We start from the raw sequence: 21,274 nt of genomic DNA, 5'->3' as shown, positions 1-21,274 counted from the left end.
AGTGATGGTTGAACATAAAAATGTGGCACATCTGACAGCCGCTCAAAGTGCATTTTTTGATACTGAAAAGACCACTAAAAGTTTAATGTTTGCCGCTTATGTGTTTGATGCTTTTGTTTTCGAACTCTTTCCCGCGTTATTGAATGGCCTGACGCTTTATCTTTGCAATGAAGCAGAACGCCATGCCCCTGCCATCGCAGAACTTATTCAGCGAGAAGGTATTCAAATGGCTACCTTACCGCCAGCAATACTCAAGTTGTTGACTGACGTGGAATTACCCTCACTCCAGTTATTAGTTACCGCAGGTGAATCCCCTTCTCTGGATTTTATGGATCATTTCAGCCAACACAGTAATGTGATGAATGCTTACGGTCCGACAGAAATCACCGTTTGTGCGACACAGAAGCTATATCAGCATGGGGAGATTGCCACCAATATTGGTCAGGCTATTAATAACGTTCGTCTTTACGTACTGGATAGTGATGGAAATCCATCGCCTATCGGTACGCCGGGTGAGTTGTATATTGGTGGTGCTGGTGTCGCACGGGGTTATTTAAATCGCCCTGAATTAACGGCTGAGCGTTTTGTTGCGAATCCTTTTGCAACCGCAAACGAAACGGTTAAAGGTTACACCCGTCTGTATAAAACCGGTGATTTAGTGCGCTGGTTACCCAACGGCGAACTGGAATATCTGGGGCGCAATGATTTTCAGGTCAAAATTCGCGGTTATCGTATTGAACTGGGCGAAATTGAAAGTGCGCTGACGGCGCATCCACAGGTCCAACAAGCCGTCGTGATTGATCGTGAACATCAGGGTCATAAAGTGCTGGCAGCCTATCTGGTTGTCGAGGATACGGTGTCCGATGACATACTACTTGCGCACTTATCTGCTCGTCTGCCGGACTACATGCTGCCCGCCAGCTTTACCTTTATGGAGGCTATACCACTAACGCTGAATGGCAAAGTGGACCGCAAAGCCTTGCCAGAGCCGGTTTTCGGGAACAGAGAAAATTATGTTGCGCCCCGTAATGCCCTGGAAACCCAGCTTTGTGCTATCTGGCAGGTAGTTTTAGGGCTGGAGCGGATAAGCATCCACGATAATTTCTTCCGCATTGGTGGTGACTCCATTATTAGTCTCCAGCTGGTGTCCAAACTGCGTCAGGCCGGTTTTTCGCTTCAGGTGAAAACCATTTTTGAGGCACCAACCGTGGCACAATTAGCGGTATTACTGATGCAAACAGCGTCTACTGCCAAAATCGTTGCCGAACAAGGGTTATTAAACGGAGAATTTGCTTTACTGCCTGTTCAGCAAACCTTCTTTGACTGGCAGTTAGCTCAGCCTCATCACTGGAATCAGGCCTTTATGGTTCAGATCCCCGGTGATATCCAAGTCATTCAGATTGAACAAGCACTGACTGCATTAACTGAGCGGCACGATATATTACACGCCCGCTTTATTGCAACGGAACAGGGATATCGCCAGTGTTATTCTGCGGATATTCCGTCTTCACAACCGCAGTTAAAACACTGTGATATCCGTCAGTGCAATCAGGAAGAACTCCACCAACAACTTACCCAGTGGCAAAGTGGGTTCGATTATCATAATGGGCCACTCTGGCAAGCCGCTCATCTGACTGGCTATGCTGATGGCAGTACCCGGTTATTCTTTGCCTTCCATCATCTGATTATTGATGCCGTGTCCTGGCGGATTATTGCGGAAGATATGCGTTTGCTATTACAGGGAATGCCCCTGCCTGCAAAAACCAGCAGTTATCGCCAATGGGTGACCGCTGTTCAGCAGTACGCCCGGCAGCATCAACATGAAGTGCCTTACTGGAAACAAGTACTGGCAGGCAATAACAGCCAGCCCGCGTTGGATAATCTCACACACCACCAGCTGGAAATCTCGGCAGAAATGACAGATATCCTGCTGCATGAAGCTAACGCAGGTTATCACACCGAAATTAATGACTTGTTGTTGAGTGCGTTGACCGTGGCCTTGCAGGATACCTTCGACCAATCTGTCAACCATATCCTTCTGGAAGGACACGGGCGGGAATCGATTGATAACACAATAGATATTTCCGAAACCGTTGGCTGGTTTACTACGATATACCCGGTTCGTCTGGAAAATAAGGCGGATATAACCGACACCCTTATCCATACCAAAGAGATGCTGCGCACTGTGCCAAACAAAGGCATCGGTTACGGCGCATTACAACAAGCGGGTTATCTGACCGGTGATTTGCCTGCTATCAGTTTCAACTATCTGGGGCAGTTAGGTAGTGCCAGCCTTCAGGACTGGTCAATCACCAATGATGATTGCGGAACGATGATAGCCAGCGAAAACGACAGTCATTTGCTATTGGGCATTAATGGTGCCGTTCAGGCCGGAAAACTACTATGTTATATCGATTCCCGTCTGCCACAAACTAAGACAGCCCTGTTTATCCGGGCATTTGAGCAGGCACTCAATCACATCATTACCACAGCGCAAAAACAGTCACAAACGGGAGAAATAATGACTCCCAGTGATTACGGTATCAAGGGTGTTTCGCTGGAGCAATTCAACCAGATAACTCACCATTTTGAACATACCAATCATGTCAGTTCACCCCACGACTCTGAAAATGAAACTACTTTGGATTTATAGAAATGTTGACGCTATTTAAAGAACTTAACAAAAATCAGGCATCAGTATGGGTTTATGAAAATAAGTTGAAACTGACATTCACAGGGGGAACTCCCCCTGATCAACTTATTGATCAAGTTAAACAGAAAAAAGAAAACATTCTTAATTTTTTAAATGAAAAAAATATCTTCTCAGTAGAAGACTTTAGACGTTTTATTTCCCTTGAAAATTCGTCCCGTGTGCCTGCGACTTCATCCAATAACAAAAAAATTGAGGCTATTTTTCCTGCCACCAGCTTGCAACAAGGTTTTGTCTATCATTATCTTTCTCAGCCACAGGATGATGCTTATCGCGTACAACTGCTATTGGATTACCACACCTCTATTGATGTTGACGCTTACCAACAAGCCTGGACACTGGCTTCGCGCCGTTTCCCGATCCTCAGAACCGCTTTTGACTGGGAAGGCGAAATATTACAAATCGTCACAGCCGGTGCCAGTATTAATGCTGCAAATTTCAGACACGAAGACATTACCCCGTTATCAGAAGAAGAAAAAAACAGGGCGATTGATACGCTTCAACAACATGATCTCACCCTACCATTTGATTTACGTCAGCCCGGATTAGCGCGCTTTACCCTGATTAAACAACGTCAACAATTGATTACCGTCGTTATCACCCTACACCACAGCATCATTGATGGCTGGAGCTACCCGGTTTTATTGCAAACCGTTCATGGCTATTACAACGCACTCGTACAGGGTCGCACGCCTGAAATCGTAGTAGATAACGCTTATCTGAACGCCCAGCAATATTACCGCAATCATCAGGCCGATACGGATATTTATTGGTCTGAGCGCAAGACCCAATGGCAGGGTACGAATGATTTATCGGCGCTGCTAAGCCACCGGATTGACTTGCCCCAGATAAAAATGATTGAAAAACCGGCAGAAAAGCGACTCACTGTGCAGGGGAACGCTTATGAGCAGCTTAAAAACACCTGCCGGAGACACGGAGTGACACTGAATGTGGTGCTGCAATTTGCCTGGCATAAACTGTTACACATTTACACCGCTGATGAGCAGACGATTGTCGGCACAACCGTCTCCGGTCGGGATATCCCCGTTGAAGGGATCGAATCCAGTGTCGGTCTTTATATCAATACCCTGCCTCTGGCGGTGCAGTGGAAACAAACCGACAGCATCGTCACCGTTTTACAACATATCCAGAAAAATATCGCCGACCTCAACAGCCACAATGCCGTTTCTCTCGCCAGTCTGCAATCTGACGGAGAACGGTTATTTCATAGCCTGCTGGTGTTTGAAAATTACCCTGCTCCGGTGGCAGACGAGAACCAGACCGGCATCGAACAGACACTGACATTTCGCCGCGCAGTGGAAAAAGTGGATTATCCGTTGTCATTGATAGCGTATGAGCAAGATAACCGTTTAGTCATCAAATTTAATTATGGGAAAGACTGGCTGGAAGACGAACAGGCATTACGCTTGCTGAGGCAACTTGAACGTATTTTGCACGAGGTTGCCTGTCATCCGGAACAATCTCATACCGCTATCACCTGTCTCAGTGAGGAAGAGCGTCATACGTTGCTGCACAGGTGGAACCAGACCGATGTGCCTTATCCACAGGATAAAACCCTGCCACAGTTGTTTGAAGCGCAGGCGGCTCAACACCCTGATGCCATTGCCGTGGAATTTGAAGAACAGGTATTGAGCTATGGGGAACTTAACTGCCGCGCCAACCAGCTGGCGCATTATCTGATTGCACTGGGTGTCAGGCCGGATGATCGGGTCGCGGTCTGCCTTGAACGCAGCCCGGAGATGGTGGTCGGGATACTGGCTATTCTCAAGGCGGGCGGGGCTTATCTGCCCCTCGATCCGGCTTATCCCGCAGAACGATTGGCCTATATGCTGGATGACGCAACGCCAGTAGTTTTACTGGCGCAAACCGCACTGGCGGATAAACTGACCACGTCAGTCCCCGCCGTGTGGCTGGATAACCCGACGCTGGACTTTGACACCCAGCCGGATACCAATCCGGATACACAGGCACGGGGACTGACCTCACGTCATTTAGCTTACGTAATTTACACCTCCGGCTCGACGGGGAAACCCAAAGGCGTGATGATAGAGCATCGTAATGTGGTTAATTTCCTTATCTGGGCACAACGAGTATTCAGCCCGGAGGAATTAGCACATACGCTGTTTTCCACATCGCTGAATTTTGACTTATCTGTTTACGAATGTTTCGCGCCTTTAATTTCTGGTAATACTGTCCACATTGTGCCTGACGCCCTTTCATTGATTACAAAAACATCAGATACCACGCCGGCGTTCAGCCTTATCAATACAGTCCCCTCCGCTATTGAGCGGTTGCTCGAAGATAAAGCCATTCCGGCCGCAACCCAAACCGTTAACCTGGCCGGTGAGGCGTTGAAACCCTACATTGTTGAGCGTTTGTTTGCTCACTCCTCGGTACAAAATGTATGTAATTTGTATGGTCCTACGGAGACCACGATCTATTCAATCTGGACACGCATGAACCGGACGACAGGTTTTGTTTCCCATATTGGTCGCCCTATCGCCAATACCCGGATTTACCTGCTTGACGCCCATCAACAGCCTGTACCAATGGGCGCTTCAGGTGAAATTTATATCAGCGGCGAGGGTGTGGCACGGGGTTATCTGAACCAACCCGAACTGACCGCCGAACGATTCCTCACTGACCCGTATTCCTCAGCGTCGGGGGCAAAAATGTATAAAACGGGGGATATGGGGCGCTACCTGCCGGATGGCAATATTGAATATCTGGGGCGCAATGATTTTCAGATCAAAATCCGCGGCTTCCGTATTGAGCTGGGGGAAATTGAGAATGCGTTAGCGGCGCATCCGCAGGTCAAACAGGCAGTCGTGATTGACCGTGAGCATAGCGGGCATAAAGTTTTGGCGGCGTATCTGGTTATCGAGGATGTGGTCTCCGATGACATGCTGCTTGCGTACTTATCTGATCGTCTGCCGGATTATATGCTGCCCGCCAGTTTTACCTTTATCGACGCTATTCCGCTAACGTCGAACGGCAAAGTCAACCGCCGAGCCTTGCCGGAACCGCTTTTCGGTAACAGAGACAGTTATGTCGCCCCCCGCAATATTCTGGAAGCCCAGCTTTGCGCTATCTGGCAGGATGTTTTAGGGCTGGAGCGGGTCGGTATTGACGATAATTTCTTCCGTATCGGCGGCAATTCTCTGTTAGCGATTAAACTCACTTCGGCAATACGCCATAAAATGTCCATTGATATTCCGTTAAATATTTTATTCAACTGCAAGTGCATTGCTTTATTATCCCAGTGGTTGGTAACGGATAATAAAAAAATCAGTTTACTTAATTTCCTAACACCAGAATCAATGGCAATGGATAAACTATTTATGATTCACCCCGCTAATGGCAGTAGTGAATCCTATGCTCCTCTGGCAAATATATTAGCGGATAGCTACAACTGTATTGGTATCGATAATTACAATCTCAGTACAGATAACCAAATAGATTCATTACAAAAATTAGCTAATATTTATATGCAGTTAATTCTGACTGAAATCTCTATTAACCAACCTATCCGGATCTTAGGCTGGTCATTAGGTGGACAGTTAGCGATGGAAATTGCCTATCAATTAGAACAGATTGGCGTACAAAAAATCCAGTTGTTCTTATTAGATACGGTAATTAACAACGCTGAGACTAAAATACTTAGAAATAACATCGACATATCAAACTCTAATCTATTACTCGCTGATAAACTACAGGAAATGGGTGCCAGTGAAACCTATATCAATAAAGTATTGAAGGCTGCACCATTTGAATACAAAACAGCTGATTGTGACTTAAGTGGAATATTAAAACATACAAACATTACACTATTCAAAGCAGGTGAAATCAATCCTGATTATAATGATGTCTCGCAAGTAAAGCTGGCTAAATCAATCATAAAAGTGACTGATAATAATATTTCTCAATGGGTAACCACCCCATTAGAAGTTATATTATTGAAAAATCACCATCATAATAACATTCTTGAATGTACTTCTGTTATTCGCAAAGAAATAATTAATGCATTAGGAGTTAAGGAAACATCGTTAATATAAATTAATTTGATAATGATTAATGAGGCTGGTATTACCAGCCTCTTATTCAATAAAGTATCAGGTCAGGTAGCTCTGTGGATTGTTTGGGTATTCTTCAATAGTTTTTCTCTTTAAATCCTTTTTTATCATTGATATAGGATACAGTTATCGCCCTAAATATAAGTATCAATAGTAAAATATTTATTTTCATATCATTGCTTCTACAAGCTCAATGTTTCTATATTGTATTCAATATGTTAATCAATTGATTCTATTAAACTGTTATATTAAATATATAAAAAATTGTTACTGTTATATGTTAAATATCCATGCTTTACTCATTCGTACTTTTTCATTGGTTTTCCTTATAACAAATAGAATGAGGTAACTATGTTCGGGTTAACTGCCCTTGAACTTGCAAGGATACAATTCGCATTTACCGTTTCTTTTCATATTATCTTTCCCGCTATTACGATAGGTTTAGCCAGTTTTCTTGCTTTGTTAGAAGGCTTATGGCTGAAAACACGTAATACAGACTACAAAACGCTATACCACTTCTGGGCAAAAATATTTGGCATTAATTTTGGTATGGGCGTGGTTTCCGGTTTAGTCATGGCCTATCAATTCGGCACTAACTGGAGTTTTTTCTCTGATTTTGCCGGAAGCATCACTGGCCCGTTATTAGTTTATGAAGTGCTTACCGCGTTTTTCCTTGAGGCCGGGTTTCTTGGCGTTATGCTATTCGGCTGGAATCGGGTGGGTGAAAAACTCCATTTTTTCGCCACCTGCATGGTGGCACTCGGTACAATTATCTCTACATTTTGGATACTGGCATCCAATAGCTGGATGCAGACGCCACAAGGCCATGAAATTATTGATAATCAGATTGTCCCGGTTGATTGGCTGGCCGTTATCTTCAACCCTTCTTTTCCTTATCGTTTGCTGCATATGGGAACAGCAGCATTTCTCGCTTCAGCATTTTTTATTGCTGCCTCCGCAGCCTGGCATTTGCTGAAAGGCCATGATTCGTCAGCCATGAAAAAAATGCTGTCAATGGCGATGTGGCTGATTCTGATCATTGCTCCATTACAGGCATTTATCGGTGATTTACATGGCCTGAATACCCTGAAACATCAGCCTGCCAAAGTTGCTGCAATGGAAGGCCATTGGGAAAATCATCCCGGCGAAGCCACGCCACTGATTATATTCGGTATTCCCGATCAGGAAGCAGAAGAGACTCGTTATGCCGTCAAAATTCCCTACCTTGCCAGCATTATCCTGACACACAGCATTGATAAACAGGTTCCGGCACTGAAAGAGTTTCCACCAGAAGATCGTCCTAATGCTTTTATGGTGTTCTGGTCATTCCGGGTTATGGTCGGACTGGGATTATTAATGATTCTGGCAGGAGTCTGGGGATTGTGGCTGCGCTATAAAAAACGTTTGTATCAGAGCCGGACGTTTCTCCGCTTTATGCTCCTGATGGCACCTTCTGGCCTGATTGCCATACTAGCCGGATGGTTCACCACGGAAATCGGCCGTCAACCGTGGGTTGTCTATGGATTGATGCGTACGAAAGATGCGGTCTCTGCTCATGGTGAATTCCATATGAGTATCAGTCTGCTTATCTTCTTTGTCGTCTACGGCGCTGTTTTCGGTGCTGGTTATGCTTATATGATGAAACTTATCCGTAAAGGGCCCAATAAGGAGTTAACAAATGGGTATTGACCTTCCTCTAATCTGGTTCCTGATTATCATCTTCAGTACCATGATGTATATCGTGATGGACGGCTTTGATCTTGGTATTGGTATCTTATATCCCATGGTTAAGGGGCAGGCAGATCGTGATTTAATGATGAATTCTGTTGCCCCCGTCTGGGATGGTAACGAAACCTGGCTGGTGTTGGGTGGCGCAGGTTTATTTGGCGCTTTTCCTCTGGCCTATGCGGTGATTCTGGATGCGCTAGCAATCCCATTAACACTTATGTTATTAGGGCTGATATTCCGCGGCGTAGCGTTCGAGTTCCGTTTCAAATCAGCGCCGAAACATCAGCCGATTTGGGATAAGGCATTTATTGCCGGTTCAATCATTGCGACTTTTATACAGGGTGTCGTCGTCGGTGCTGTTATTGAAGGTTTTCCTGTAGAGAATCGTACCTATATTGGCGGGAGTTTTGACTGGCTTTCACCCTTTCCATTATTTTGCGGTGTTGGTCTGCTTATCGCTTATGGGCTACTGGGATGTGGCTGGCTGGTGATGAAAACCGAAGGGCATTTGCAGCAAAAAATGCTCAGACTTCTGCGTCCATTAACTTTACTGATGCTGATAGTCATCACTATCGTCAGTGTCTGGACACCGCTTTCTCAGCCAGCTATTGCTGAGCGCTGGTTTAGTCTTCCTAACCTGTTTTTCTTTCTGCCTGTGCCATTACTGGTCTTATGGTCAGGCTGGAAACTGCTGGTTGCGAGCCAAAATAGCAGTCATTACACGCCGTTTTTGGCAGCATTATTACTCGTATTCATGGGGTTCAGCGGATTAGGGATCAGCATCTGGCCAAATATCATTCCTCCTTTTATCAGTTATGAAGAGGCTGCATCTCCCCCTGAGTCTCTGGGTTTTATGCTTGTCGGTGCACTATTTATCATCCCAATAATATTGACTTATACCTATTGGAGTTATTATGTCTTCCGAGGAAAAATCACCCATGAACAAGGCTACCATTAACACAGAACATTCACATTCTCCGCTATGGAAACGATTGGGCTGGATGATAACTATTTGGTGTTGTAGTGTATTAACGCTTTATGCCGTTTCGACTTTATTCCGTTTCTTAATGACAGCGGCGGGAATGAAAGTGAAGTAATTATTCATTTTCTGCCTGATTTTATTAGAACATAATCAATAGCAATATTTTTATATTAGATATTTGATTTAGTTATTCGGGTTCTTTCTACAAATATTTAACGGCTTCATAATTGCAACATAATATAGAAAGCAATAAATGAAGCCGTTCTGTTGAGCTACATATCCTTCACCCTTTCAATTACTCTTCTGAGCAATCTTTATTCTCAATCAGACTGGAGAACTATAAGCCTGTAATGCTTTTTGACATAACTTAGAGCGCACACAATCTTCCTGAGAAAAATGAATTACACCAATTGCTTCATCATTAAAAAAACGTTCCAGAGCATCTGCCAGCCCTGATTTGCTACAATCCGGTAAATCGCACTGGCTGATATCTCCATTCACAATAACAGTTACGTTTTCTCCCAACCGGGTTAAAAACATTTTCATTTGATTAATCGTCACATTTTGTGCTTCATCAAGGATCACAAACGCATTTTCAAATGTCCTGCCACGCATATAAGCAAAAGGAGCTATTTCGACTTTTCCAATTTCAGGACGAAGACAGTATTGCAAAAACGATGCGCCCATACGTTTTAATAACACCTCATAAACTGGGCGGAAATATGGCGCAAACTTTTCTGCCACATCGCCCGGCAGATAACCCAAGTCTTCTTCCGCCTGCAATACCGGGCGTGTCACGATAATTTTATCAACTTCTTTATTAATCAGTGCATCTGCTGCCATTGCTGTACTGATAAACGTTTTGCCACAACCCGCTTCACCATCAGCAATAACCAATTGTTTATTCTTGATAGCGCGCATGTAACGGTACTGCACTTCATTGCGTGGGCGAATTTCAGAGGTATCCCTGTTTTCACGTGCCATTCCAATCGCTTCTACTCCGCCAATCTGTACTAATGAGGTAACGTTATTATCATTGCGATAACGAGACTGACGCATATCTTTTTTTAGCATTCTCCTGACTTCGCGGCGAGATTTCATCACTGCTTTTTGTCTACTCATAGTCGCACACCTTATCGTTGGCTTCACACTTGCGGTGTTCTATCACCGATATAGAATAACTGCGTTATATTGAATAGAAGTGAGCTCCCTTTTCAGCTCATTAAGGCCCATAAAAAAACCGGTGATGAGACAACCGCCTTTCTGTTGGCAGTTCGGTCTTCATCACCGGTTCACTTCCTGACTGAATTGTAATTGTTTCAGTATCTGTCATCGGCATTCCTCGCATATCCGCTTTACCGTAACCAGACTAAATTTAGCGGACTATGATGTCAGTATAATGACAATCTTTTATTTATGACAAGGTAACAATTTAAATTTTACTGAAACATTTTTTAACTTTTGATTGATAAATCACAAAGCAACAAAAACATAAAATAACAACTCAGCCAGTGTTAATTATTTTTTACAATTAGCGGCTAAATGATACCCGGCTTTCTGAGCTTCAGATTCTGAACGAAAATAAACTGCATTTTTCTCTGAAGTGGTTTTATACCCTGAGCAATGAGAAAGATGATATATCATGCTATTTTTATTCCCTTTAATCGCTTCATTTGCAGTTGATTTAGTCACTGAAACCGGTTCGGATATTGACCGTACAGCATTTACATTTCGGCTATCAGCTTGCCCGGTAACCCCCTGACCTGAATTTTTATGCCCTAACTGCCACTTTTTGCTTCCAGTAACGAATGGATTGTGGTGCCCCATAATCCGGGCGATACGATTATCTCTTTCACGCTCCCAGGCTTCCACAGGATATTGCCGATCCCAGGCCATCATTAACTGCTGCTGCTGACGCGACATTGTCAGGTTATAGCGATCATGCATATAGAAATAGACTCTGGCAACCATGCCTTTCACTTTGTCACGCGGTTCAAACAAACGTGATTTAAAATCAACTTTACTACTACAGGCACCATACATATTGGGCAGATTTTTGGCAGCCATTCCATACCCTAAATTGCTGCGATCCCCATTTACTTCGCCAATAGAAGGGGCCAGATTATGCAGATCCGATTCTATTACACGAAATGCCGGGTCACTATCAACACAGTTTTTTCTCCCGCCATTCTGCCAGCATTGTCTCTGATGACCGAATACCCATGCTGGTACAATATGCTCCCACTCGATGCGTTCAGCTCGGTTTTGCTGCGACCTTACATGATAGTTACATGAAGGCAAGTCAACGCGTCCGCCACTTTTACCAACCCATTGCCAGTCACAGCCACAATACAAAGTACCAACACCTGACTTTTCCAGCCCTGCATAAACATATTTTCGTGATTCGACTTTAGCCTGTTCAAAGTTGGCCGGAGCACTCCATGCGTTAAAAGATACAATTAATCCAAAAAATAAAAGATAATTTGCCCAAAGGCGAATATTATTGCTCAAAATAATACCTATTTACTTGTTGTATAATACCAATCTGTTATCCTGCCTGAATAGACAAATAAATGACACATTTTTTATGTTTCGAATCTTACTTAATTTTTATTATAGAGTCAGTTTGTTATTTTAGTTTATCAAAACCAATATCACTTAATTCATCGAATAAGTTAACTTATTACAACTTTAAAGGCTCAAATACCTTGTTTATTAAGCTATTGCACTCAATTTATTTGGGTAAAATTAAATCAACTTTAGAATATTTAATACCATAAATGACAATTAACACTAAAATTGAACAGCTTGAACACGAGCTACTGGATGTTGTAAAAAAATATTCAGGAAATGAAGAAGTTACAATTAACACGATTAATACTTCAGAAAACAACTTACAAATTCAGGTTATCATCGCAGGTAAAAATCAGTTAGATATTACTTTAAATTCATTTTCTGATGAACAATGACTACATTACATGTCTGAAAAATAAGCAAAGGGAACCATCGTTAAATTAATGGCTCCCTTTATTGCTAATCTGTTAAAATTAATTAATACTTAAAACTGACATAATAAAAGTTAAGCAATATTAAAGTTACAATAACTAATATTATTTTCTATACCCCAAATCATCATCCTGTTCATCACCGATGATCTTTCTGGTCAGTTCATAACAATGGGTAATTTTGCCTTCGCTAAGCTGGAACCTGGCAAACACTTCAAATTCCGCATTAGCTCCATCTTTTTTAACTACCTTGACTCGATGATGGGTATGAACATTATTTCCATTTTCCGCTACGGATAAGATATTAATATTCGTACTTATTAAAGCTTCTTTTAATACGTTAATATGTGAAACAAAATCATCGAAGAGAAGCTCATTGCCATTGGCTACCTGAATATAATCATGAGAAAAATAGCTTTCAATATCTGAAGTAGTAACATTATCTGTTTCAAGCATATATTTTAAAGCACTTACCACAACAGTAGAATAAGACATAGTATACCCTTCCATAAACATAAGGAAAAATAATATTTACTGCCATTTACTATTAACCCCGCCAGATAAAAATATCTGCCGGGGTTAATGAATAAATATTCGTGCAACTTAGCTTAACGAACAACTAATACGGAAATATTCGCGTACCCCACGATCCCCGATGCATTAGAACCCAATAGATGAGTTGAAATATCAGGCCTGCGTGAACCGACAATAATCAGATCAGCCCCGATTTCACGGGCAGTAGAGAGTACTTTATCTCTTGGTGAGCCAAAGGCGACAGAAAACGATACTTTATCCTTCGGTAAGTTGATTTTTTCTACAACTTTTTTGAGTTCCTCTTCGGAATTTGCAATGGCTTTTTTCGCAAAGGCGCTCAGTAAATCATAATGATAGCTATAGCTTACAGAAAATCTCGAAATATCAGGCACCGAGTGAAACAGATGAACCTTTGCATCAGAAATTTTTGCCAAAAACTCCGCATGCTTGAGTGCATTGTCAGTCAGGTGATCTTCAGCAATATCTATTGGAACCAAAATCGTTTTATACATATTTACTCCCCTGTAATCGAATATTTCCCATCGTTTTCCAAGCCGTAGACTTTTTCTGACTACATTTTGGAATGCGTGGGGTATAGCCGCTATACCATTACGTTTTTACAATTAGTGAAACCACAACAAAAACCACTAATAGCCGCTAAGCTGCAACAGTTAATTCAGATAACTACCTCACAACCAATACGGACGTCTTCGCATATCTGACGACTGCCGCAGAGTTGGACCCCAGTAAATGAGTGGTAATATTCGGCCGCCTTGAACCAATCACAATAAGATCAGCGCCCAGCTCATCGGCCGTGGCAGTGATTTCATCTCTTGGTGAACCAAAAGCAATAGAGTAACTAATACGCTCAGCAGGTAGATCAATGGAAGCAACCAGCTTACCCAGATCCTTCTCAGCAGTAATAGTCGCTTTATCTTTAATTTCCATATAGCCTAATGCGTAAGCATTAATAATCGCGGATGAAATGGGCAATACATGTAAAATATGTAATTTAGCACCTGTTTCTCTGGCTATGTTAAGCGCGCAGTGAACAGCTTTGCTTGTCAGTTCATCCTCAGAGATATCTACCGGTAATAAAATAGTTCTGTACATAATGCACGCTCCTATTAACTCAACTACCTAAATTAGCTGATTCTACGAGTATATTAAGATCCGGTACTACTTACTGTGAGTTGTCTAACAACTCAACATCTTAGGGTTAAACCAGGCTAATAAACAAATAGTTATATTCAGTGGATTTCAATATGAATTGGGGTTCTATATCCCCCAGCCTGCAATATATTGTATTAGCGAAATCAGTTTAGCCTAAAAAATAAAACAAAAAAGGTGCTGATATGCAGCACCTTTTTAAATATAAATTAGGTTAATCTTTTTTCTCTAACGGAAAAGGAGCCGGGTGTTTCGTATTGTAGTTAAAAGTATACATAGCTGTGATGACCATCATAGCCACCAGCGTCCAGACGACTTCTTTTGCACCTGTACCCACTACAGCCCAGATACAGTAAACAAAGGCGATAAATGTAATCACAATATAACGCCCTTTTTCCTGACCAAAATGGCCGTGACCAAGTAACAATAACGCAGCACAGGTATACAGATAAGGTATCAGGGTAAAAATCACTGAAACAGATGAAACCAGACTGAATTCTTTTGCCGCATTAGGCGAGATACTGCTGAATTGGACAACGGTCATTAAAACACCCAGTATCAACAGACCTACTACCGGTGTTCCGGCTTTGTTCACTTTGGCAAAGACTTTAGGAAATAAACCATCATCAGCTGCGGCTTTTGCCGTCTGACCAGCAAGCAATGTCCATCCCCCCAGTGAACCCAAACAGCCTGCTGCCGCACAGAATGCCACGATTGCGCCGGCTGTATCCCCCAGCGCCAGACGGGCAGCATCACCAAATGGCGAAGATGAAATAACCAGACTCGCATTCGGGATCATTCCCATAATCACACTACTGGATAAGACATAACACACAGCAGCAATTAATACGCCACCAATCGTGGCAATCGGTACATTTCGCTTGGGATTTTTAACGACACCAGCAGCAACTGAGGCACTTTCAACACCGATAAAAGACCATAACGTTACGTTTAAGGTACTTTGAATGGCGCTAAATGTGTTCATACCGCTGACGTTCCAGGCATCCATATAGGTTGAACCGTTGAACCAGAACCAGCCAAATACAGCAACGGCGACAATCGGGATCAGAGCCAGAGTTGTCGCAACCGCCTGAACTCGGGTAATGACATGAGGCCCAATAATATTCAGGAAAACAAATATCCACAGTATTGCTATACAGGTAAATGTTGAAATAACCGGATCTTTCAGAATGGGGAAAAAGTAGCTGATATAACCTACTCCAATCACAACCATCGCGATATTACCAATCCAGCAGGCCAGCCAGTAAAGGACGTTAGTCTGATAGCCTAAAAATGGTCCGAAAGCCCTCCTCGCATAAGCATAAGAACCTCCGGGGCTATCATCCAGTGAAGAGATCTTGGCATAGACAATGGATAACCCGACGGCACCAATGATAGTAACCAGCCATCCAAGAATTGCTATTCCTCCTGTTGCCGCCAGACTCGCCGGCAGCAGAAAAACGCCCGATCCCATGATATTTCCCGCTACCATCAATGTAACGGGAATCAAACCCACTTTTGTTGATTCCGCAACTGTAGCCATAATTTATTTTCCCTTACGCTTTACGCACATAACGTGGTAGATACCATTAATGATTTCCGTCCCTTCCGTTTCATGCTCAAAGCCGGGAAATTCATGATCCCATTTTTGCAATGCATGCAGATAGCTAATCTGCGGACTGTTTTTATCACCGAAGTTTTCCCCTGACATCAACATAGGAATACCGGGTGGATAAGGAATAATTGAGTTCGCGGCAATACGATGAGGAAGTTTATCGAGCGCGACCAATTCCACATCATTGGTCACAATCGCCTGATAGGCTGCTCTGGGTATCATGTCAACTTCAGGCAGCATCGCGTATGCCTGATTCAGTTTTTCACCCGGATTATTTTTGTGTAAGTAAGCGAACATTTTATCGCCCAAATCTCTTACCCCTGACGCACTATAGACATCCGGATAGTCATGGACTAAATCAGGCAATACCTTACTCAAAGGTGTATTAGCATCATAATGATGTTTAAATGAAAGCAGAGTATTAAGTAATGTGCCCCATTTCCCTTTGGTAATTCCCATTGAAAACAGGAACATGATCTGAAAATCTGTAGTACGCGTCGGAACTATGCCATGCTGGCTTAACCATGCTGTCACCAGTGCTGCCGGCACCCCCTGTTTCAATAGCTTGCCGTTGTCTCCCATACCCGGCGTGAGGATACTGACTTTAATGGGATCAAGCATACTCCAGTCATTCGGCAAATCTTCAAACCCGTGCCAACTGTCACCGGGGTTCATCGTCCAGCAACTTTGTTTTGTGGCCAGTAAATCCCGCGGAGCATCTGCAAAAAGCATTTTCTTACCTGTAGCAGGATCTGTCACTTGTTCCTGATTCCACGGTTTAAAGAACCAGTCACCTTTTTTACTGAAATCCCGATACAAGCGTGCTAATGCCTGACGAAAGTCGACCGCTTCTTCAATAACTTCCTGAGTAAGCGAATAACCACTGTTGCCATCCATCATTGAGGTAGCAATATCATTTGAAGCACAGATCGCATACAGAGGTGACGTTGTCGCATGCATCATATAGGCTTGGTTAAATCTTGAAAAATCAATCGGATTACGACCATCACGCACATGGATAAAAGAGGCCTGCGATAGTGCATTCAGGAGCTTATGGGATGAATGTGTGGCAAAAACGGTTGGTCCTTTATGCGTTTTGGGGTCACCCCGCATAGCATAATGATCATGATAGATAGGATTAAAACGGGCATAACCGTACCATGCTTCATCAAAATGAATTCTATCAACGCTTTTATCCAGCAGGTTTTGTACATGTTTGGCGTTATAGCAAACACCATCATAAGTACAGTTTGTCACCACCGTGTAGACAGGCTTTTTCTTCACCATATCTTTGGTCAGCGGGTTCTGTTTCAGCTTTTTCTGGAGTGTTTTTGTCTCCATTTCCTGCGGATAAATCGGGCCGATAATACCGTATCGATTACGGCTCGGTAACATATAAACCGGCTTTGCGCCTGTCAGAATAAGCCCTTGCTCAATGGATTTATGACAGTTACGGTCAATAATAACGATATCATCTTCTGTCATACAGGCCTGCATAATAGTTCGGTTAGAACCTGATGTTCCGACTACAACAGAATACGAATGATCGGCACCAAACACTCTGGCTGTATTTCTTTCACTCTTGCCGAACGCTCCTGTGTGATCCAGCAATGATCCCAAAGAAGATCGTTCAATTCCCATATCAGAGCGAAAAAGATTTTCTCCATAATAATCATGGTAAATACGACCAACAGGCGTTTTATTAAACCCTACTCCTCCCTGATGCCCGGGTGCCGCCCATGAATATTCATAGATTTTTCTGTAATTCATCAAAGCTGACATTAATGGCGGCAATAATTGCTGACGATAACGGTGCATCGCGGCAATAGCCCTGCCCGTAATAAAATCTGAGGAATCTTCAAGTATCCATGCGAATTCAGTTAATTGTTCCAGCATCACATGATCCAGTAAAAAGACCGCCTTTTCCCGATCACTTAATAAGAATACCGGTACATCTTCCTGACGCTCAAATAACTTATTCAGTAATTTTTGAATTTGCTGATATAAATCATCATCCATCAATGCACAACTGACCATTAAGCAATCAATGGGTTCATTAGCAGCAATTATCGTATAGCTATCATCAAAAGAATCCGCAATAACAACTTCAACATCCCGTTCAATTAATTTATCTGCCAAGCGATGTATTGCGTTTTCAATATAATGACTATGATGCTTTGTACCCACCTCATTTTTTGCTATCAATACCTTCATGACGTTTTTCCTTATTCTATCTTTACACGAAATAAAAAATAGACTTAGTATTCTCTGGCAGTTGCCCATAGGATGGTTGACACAATCAGGAAAATTAAACGGCTGTTATCACTTATGGTCTTGCGTCAATTTTTTCACAGTGCTGTATGAACCGTAACATCAATATTGATGAGTTAATCACATTAGATAACTATTTGTGAGCATATAAGCTTTTGAGTTTAAAATTACTTTGATTAAATATAGTGGCTATTTTTTATAGTGCAATTCAGCAAATCCTATCCAACTAATCACCATTAATAATATAAAAAGTGAAAATATAAACAAAAATCTGGTAATGTTTATCTTTTAAGAGCTATATGAAATTAGTTATTTTCCTAATTTCTTACAGTATTAATTCATTTTATTTATAGATAAATTTAGTGATATTGAATGTAAGGAAGAAATAATGCGCATCATTGCAATACGGCATGCAGAAACTCAATGGAATATAGAAAGAATTCTTCAGGGACGTCTTGATAGCCCTGTGACTGAAAATGGTTTCCGACAGATAAATTCATTATTATCAGCAATAAAAGATTTTCCCATCAGCAAAGTGATTTCATCTTCTTCCGGTCGAGCCTGTACGACAGGTCAGGTTTTAGCAGATTATTTCGGCTGCGGGATGGAAATTAATGAAAATTTATGTGAACAAAATTTTGGGATATTAGAAGGATTACCCTTTGAACAGGCGGATTATCACTATCCCGACATTACATCACGGCTTTTTGCCGGAGATCCAACGGTAACTATACCTGAAGGCGAATCTACAATTGAAGTAGCACAAAGAGCCATCAGTTACATACAAAATCTGGCAACAAATAATAGTAATGATACGGTATGCTTGGTTACACATGGCCGTACTCTGCAATCCCTGTTATGGCAACTAAAAGGCGGTAATTTACAAGAGGAAACAACACGATATAGCCACCAAAATTGTAGTTACTCTGTTATTGATGTTAAAAAGGAGAGAATTCATGTGGTGCACTGGGGTGTTGCAACGCATTTATTAAAATAAAAACATAATTGTAGAAACATCTTCGCTGCCCTGTTTCATAAAACCTCAGGACTATAACAAAAAACCCTAAAAGCATTGTATTTTAATATTCGATAGTATGTTCCAAAGACAGTAGCTTTCTGTTAATGAAAATACAGAAATAATGAAAGTCCTTTATTTTAAGATATCTAAAAAATAACAATGGGATTCTATTGTGCACAACGAATACTCGCCATACTTTATCAATCTCAGTCAGGTTTTTAACCCGGAAATCAGAATATTTTGCTTCCCTTATGCTGGGGGTAGTAACTCAACTTTTGTGCCTTTTGCCAGAAAAATCACAGAAAATGTTGAGTTTTTAGTCAGCCAGCCTCCGGGTAAAGGGGCTAGGTTCAAAGAAAAACCTTATGACAATATGCAAAACCTGGTTGAGGATATATATACCAACATCAAGCCTCTGTTAGATAAGCCATATATATTTTTAGGGCATAGCTTAGGAAGCCGGGTAGCCTTTGAGCTGCTAAGAAAAATCGCTGCAGAATCATTGCCATTACCCATTGAATTTATTGCTTCCGGCAGCAGAGGGCCACAGGTTTCTGCCATTCGCAAACCAATAAGTTCATTAAACGACAAAGAATTTGCAATTGCATTGAAGGATTTCGGCCGCGTAAATCAGCAAATTCTTGAGAACGATGAGTTACTCTCGCTGATCTTACCTGCCATAAAAGCAGATTTTAAGATTTCAGAAGAGTATTACTATATCGGAACAGAATCTTTCGCTTGCCCCTTGACAGTATTTGGCGGAACAGATGACCCGCTGGTAGCTGAGCATGAACTTTATTCCTGGTTTGATTTATTCGAACAGGATAAAAATGTTATTTTATTTCAGGGCCGTCATTTCTTTATTGATGATAATCATGATCTGGTTATTGATGCTCTATCAAAGATAATTCATTCCAAAATATCCAGACGACCATTTAAAACCTTATCAGGTAATTAAAACGATACAAAAATTACGGGCTTCACATTATCTGTGTGGCCCGTAAATTAATATTGATAAAAATAAAAACCAACGTACAATTATAAAAATTTATTGGTGGAGGCCCCGGCATGGAAAAATTTACTGATAAATTAATTAGTCTGGATCGCTTTCTTCTGCGAATACTTCGTTTCCTTTTACATGCGCTAGCTATTTTTTTAATTGGCATTATTCCCGGTGTATTAGGTTTTTTCCTCATTGAAAGCCATGCAATTCCTGATGCACTGTTAAATTCTGTTTCAATGATTGGCACACAGACCCTGCATATACAACCAACCAGCACACTGGGGAAATATTTCGCTGCTATTTATGGGTTATTTCTACAGGCTATCTTTTTTATTGCCGTCGGATTAGTAGTGACACCATTCGTTCACCGTATTCTTCACAATTGGCATATTGATGATGGTGATGAAAACGATAATAAAGAAAAGGAAAATAATCCCTAATACTTTCTCTTTATGATTTAATATCAATAATTGTGATAAATATGACATATTCAACAAAATAAATAATTAAACAACAGCTGTATTTGATATAGAATTTTATTACTAATATTTATCTAAAGCACATAGGTAATACAATGAATAAAGGTCGCTGTTTGTGTGGTGCAGTAGAAGTAAAAACCAATGATCCTATTGATACTATCAATGCATGCCACTGTAAAACATGCCAGAATTGGGGCGGGGGACCATTTCTCTCTGTAGAGTGTAAAAATAATTTACAGATAACAGGAGATGAAAACATTGCAACTTACCCCTCTTCAGAGTGGGCAGAACGCGCTTTCTGTAAAAAATGTGGAACTCATCTTTTTTATCACCTGCATCATCCCAGTACTTATTATGTCCCAGTAGCTCTATTTGAAAATAGTGATTCGGGAAAATTATCCAATCAAGTATTTATCGATAGCAAGCCCAGCTATTACAATTTCGTTGAAAAAACACCAATGCTAACTAAACAAGATATTCTGAAATTGTTTAGTTAATTTATATGAGGGGACACTCCCCTCATACTATTTATCAACATAAATACTCACATACAATCCATATTTTCCCTTCCCTGCTGAAATCAATATATATAGTTTTCATCACAAACAAATTTTGTGTAAATAATTATTTCTATATTTATTTTGTTGATATGTAACAATTTCTTT

General features: G+C 41.6%; 17 protein-coding genes. 10 read left to right on the top strand and 7 right to left on the bottom strand.

Going from position 1 to position 21,274, the window contains the following annotated elements:
- From AACX38_RS06270 to AACX38_RS06250, 5 genes are all read left to right on the top strand, one after another.
- Positions 1–2,653: condensation domain-containing protein (locus tag AACX38_RS06270; RefSeq protein ID WP_228863787.1), on the top strand; the 2,653-nt coding region annotated here is incomplete at its 5' end.
- A gap of 2 nt (positions 2,654–2,655) precedes the next feature.
- Positions 2,656–6,786 carry a non-ribosomal peptide synthetase gene (locus AACX38_RS06265; protein WP_228863786.1) on the top strand — a complete coding sequence of 1,377 codons (4,131 nt, stop codon included), beginning with the start codon at positions 2,656–2,658 and terminating at the stop codon, positions 6,784–6,786.
- Between the two features lie 369 nt (positions 6,787–7,155).
- Positions 7,156–8,493 carry a cytochrome ubiquinol oxidase subunit I gene (locus AACX38_RS06260; RefSeq protein ID WP_228863785.1) on the top strand — a complete coding sequence of 446 codons (1,338 nt, stop codon included), beginning with the start codon at positions 7,156–7,158 and terminating at the stop codon, positions 8,491–8,493.
- Positions 8,483–9,490 carry a cytochrome d ubiquinol oxidase subunit II gene (cydB, locus tag AACX38_RS06255; RefSeq protein ID WP_228863784.1) on the top strand — a complete coding sequence of 336 codons (1,008 nt, stop codon included), beginning with the start codon at positions 8,483–8,485 and terminating at the stop codon, positions 9,488–9,490. The genes AACX38_RS06260 and cydB overlap by 11 nt, the downstream gene beginning before the upstream one ends.
- Positions 9,447–9,629, top strand: coding sequence for a DUF2474 domain-containing protein (locus tag AACX38_RS06250; protein WP_193757190.1), 183 nt, complete (start codon positions 9,447–9,449; stop codon positions 9,627–9,629). Before cydB ends, AACX38_RS06250 begins: the two co-directional genes overlap by 44 nt.
- Positions 9,630–9,838: 209 nt before the next feature.
- Here the strand turns inward: AACX38_RS06250 and phoH are convergent, their stop codons facing one another.
- Positions 9,839–10,636: a phosphate starvation-inducible protein PhoH gene (gene phoH, locus AACX38_RS06245; RefSeq protein WP_228863783.1), complete on the bottom strand. Its 798-nt coding sequence runs from the start codon at positions 10,634–10,636 to the stop codon at positions 9,839–9,841.
- A gap of 396 nt (positions 10,637–11,032) precedes the next feature.
- Positions 11,033–12,013 carry an endonuclease gene (locus AACX38_RS06240; RefSeq protein ID WP_370630605.1) on the bottom strand — a complete coding sequence of 327 codons (981 nt, stop codon included), beginning with the start codon at positions 12,011–12,013 and terminating at the stop codon, positions 11,033–11,035.
- 281 nt (positions 12,014–12,294) lie between these two features.
- Between AACX38_RS06240 and AACX38_RS06235 the strand changes: the two genes are divergently transcribed.
- Positions 12,295–12,483 (top strand): hypothetical protein, encoded by a 189-nt coding sequence (locus AACX38_RS06235; RefSeq protein ID WP_099111435.1) that lies wholly within the window; start codon positions 12,295–12,297, stop codon positions 12,481–12,483.
- A gap of 141 nt (positions 12,484–12,624) precedes the next feature.
- On the opposite strand, the gene AACX38_RS06230 is transcribed toward AACX38_RS06235, so the two are convergent.
- The 5 genes from AACX38_RS06230 to adiA form a co-directional block, all read right to left on the bottom strand.
- The gene (locus tag AACX38_RS06230) at positions 12,625–13,014 is read right to left on the bottom strand and encodes a nuclear transport factor 2 family protein (RefSeq protein ID WP_228863781.1); all 390 of its coding nucleotides are present in this window, start codon (positions 13,012–13,014) and stop codon (positions 12,625–12,627) included.
- A gap of 113 nt (positions 13,015–13,127) precedes the next feature.
- Positions 13,128–13,565 carry a universal stress protein gene (locus tag AACX38_RS06225; RefSeq protein ID WP_099111437.1) on the bottom strand — a complete coding sequence of 146 codons (438 nt, stop codon included), beginning with the start codon at positions 13,563–13,565 and terminating at the stop codon, positions 13,128–13,130.
- A gap of 172 nt (positions 13,566–13,737) precedes the next feature.
- Positions 13,738–14,166 (bottom strand): universal stress protein, encoded by a 429-nt coding sequence (locus AACX38_RS06220; protein ID WP_099111438.1) that lies wholly within the window; start codon positions 14,164–14,166, stop codon positions 13,738–13,740.
- Between the two features lie 271 nt (positions 14,167–14,437).
- Positions 14,438–15,766, bottom strand: coding sequence for an arginine/agmatine antiporter (gene adiC, locus AACX38_RS06215; RefSeq protein WP_099121996.1), 1,329 nt, complete (start codon positions 15,764–15,766; stop codon positions 14,438–14,440).
- Positions 15,767–15,769: 3 nt separating this feature from the next.
- A complete protein-coding gene (gene adiA / locus AACX38_RS06210) occupies positions 15,770–18,052 on the bottom strand; it encodes an arginine decarboxylase (RefSeq protein ID WP_228863780.1) in 2,283 nt (760 codons plus the stop codon).
- A gap of 445 nt (positions 18,053–18,497) precedes the next feature.
- Between adiA and AACX38_RS06205 the strand changes: the two genes are divergently transcribed.
- From AACX38_RS06205 to AACX38_RS06190, 4 genes are all read left to right on the top strand, one after another.
- Positions 18,498–19,106 carry a histidine phosphatase family protein gene (locus AACX38_RS06205; RefSeq protein WP_228863779.1) on the top strand — a complete coding sequence of 203 codons (609 nt, stop codon included), beginning with the start codon at positions 18,498–18,500 and terminating at the stop codon, positions 19,104–19,106.
- 193 nt (positions 19,107–19,299) lie between these two features.
- Positions 19,300–20,085 (top strand): thioesterase II family protein, encoded by a 786-nt coding sequence (locus AACX38_RS06200; protein ID WP_228863778.1) that lies wholly within the window; start codon positions 19,300–19,302, stop codon positions 20,083–20,085.
- A 110-nt stretch (positions 20,086–20,195) separates the two neighbouring features.
- Entirely contained in the window at positions 20,196–20,570 is a 375-nt protein-coding gene (locus tag AACX38_RS06195) for a hypothetical protein (protein ID WP_228863777.1), read from the top strand.
- A gap of 134 nt (positions 20,571–20,704) precedes the next feature.
- Positions 20,705–21,106: a GFA family protein gene (locus tag AACX38_RS06190; protein WP_228863776.1), complete on the top strand. Its 402-nt coding sequence runs from the start codon at positions 20,705–20,707 to the stop codon at positions 21,104–21,106.
- The last annotated feature ends 168 nt before the right edge of the window (positions 21,107–21,274 follow it).

Source organism: Xenorhabdus sp. PB30.3, from assembly GCF_963895965.1.
Lineage (GTDB): Bacteria > Pseudomonadota > Gammaproteobacteria > Enterobacterales > Enterobacteriaceae > Xenorhabdus > Xenorhabdus stockiae.
Note: the sequence above shows the minus strand (reverse complement) of the source record. Positions and strands in the feature narration are given on the sequence as shown.

What these genes read in the sequence shown, in the direction of transcription:
- AACX38_RS06265 (WP_228863786.1), top strand. Translation starts at nt 2,656, where the DNA reads ATGTTGACGCTATTTAAAGAACTTAACAAAAATCAGGCATCAGTATGG.
- AACX38_RS06260 (WP_228863785.1), top strand. Translation starts at nt 7,156, where the DNA reads ATGTTCGGGTTAACTGCCCTTGAACTTGCAAGGATACAATTCGCATTT.
- cydB (WP_228863784.1), top strand. Translation starts at nt 8,483, where the DNA reads ATGGGTATTGACCTTCCTCTAATCTGGTTCCTGATTATCATCTTCAGT.
- AACX38_RS06250 (WP_193757190.1), top strand. Translation starts at nt 9,447, where the DNA reads ATGTCTTCCGAGGAAAAATCACCCATGAACAAGGCTACCATTAACACA.
- phoH (WP_228863783.1), bottom strand. Translation starts at nt 10,636, where the DNA reads ATGAGTAGACAAAAAGCAGTGATGAAATCTCGCCGCGAAGTCAGGAGA.
- AACX38_RS06235 (WP_099111435.1), top strand. Translation starts at nt 12,295, where the DNA reads ATGACAATTAACACTAAAATTGAACAGCTTGAACACGAGCTACTGGAT.
- AACX38_RS06230 (WP_228863781.1), bottom strand. Translation starts at nt 13,014, where the DNA reads ATGTCTTATTCTACTGTTGTGGTAAGTGCTTTAAAATATATGCTTGAA.
- AACX38_RS06225 (WP_099111437.1), bottom strand. Translation starts at nt 13,565, where the DNA reads ATGTATAAAACGATTTTGGTTCCAATAGATATTGCTGAAGATCACCTG.
- AACX38_RS06220 (WP_099111438.1), bottom strand. Translation starts at nt 14,166, where the DNA reads ATGTACAGAACTATTTTATTACCGGTAGATATCTCTGAGGATGAACTG.
- adiC (WP_099121996.1), bottom strand. Translation starts at nt 15,766, where the DNA reads ATGGCTACAGTTGCGGAATCAACAAAAGTGGGTTTGATTCCCGTTACA.
- adiA (WP_228863780.1), bottom strand. Translation starts at nt 18,052, where the DNA reads ATGAAGGTATTGATAGCAAAAAATGAGGTGGGTACAAAGCATCATAGT.
- AACX38_RS06205 (WP_228863779.1), top strand. Translation starts at nt 18,498, where the DNA reads ATGCGCATCATTGCAATACGGCATGCAGAAACTCAATGGAATATAGAA.
- AACX38_RS06195 (WP_228863777.1), top strand. Translation starts at nt 20,196, where the DNA reads ATGGAAAAATTTACTGATAAATTAATTAGTCTGGATCGCTTTCTTCTG.
- AACX38_RS06190 (WP_228863776.1), top strand. Translation starts at nt 20,705, where the DNA reads ATGAATAAAGGTCGCTGTTTGTGTGGTGCAGTAGAAGTAAAAACCAAT.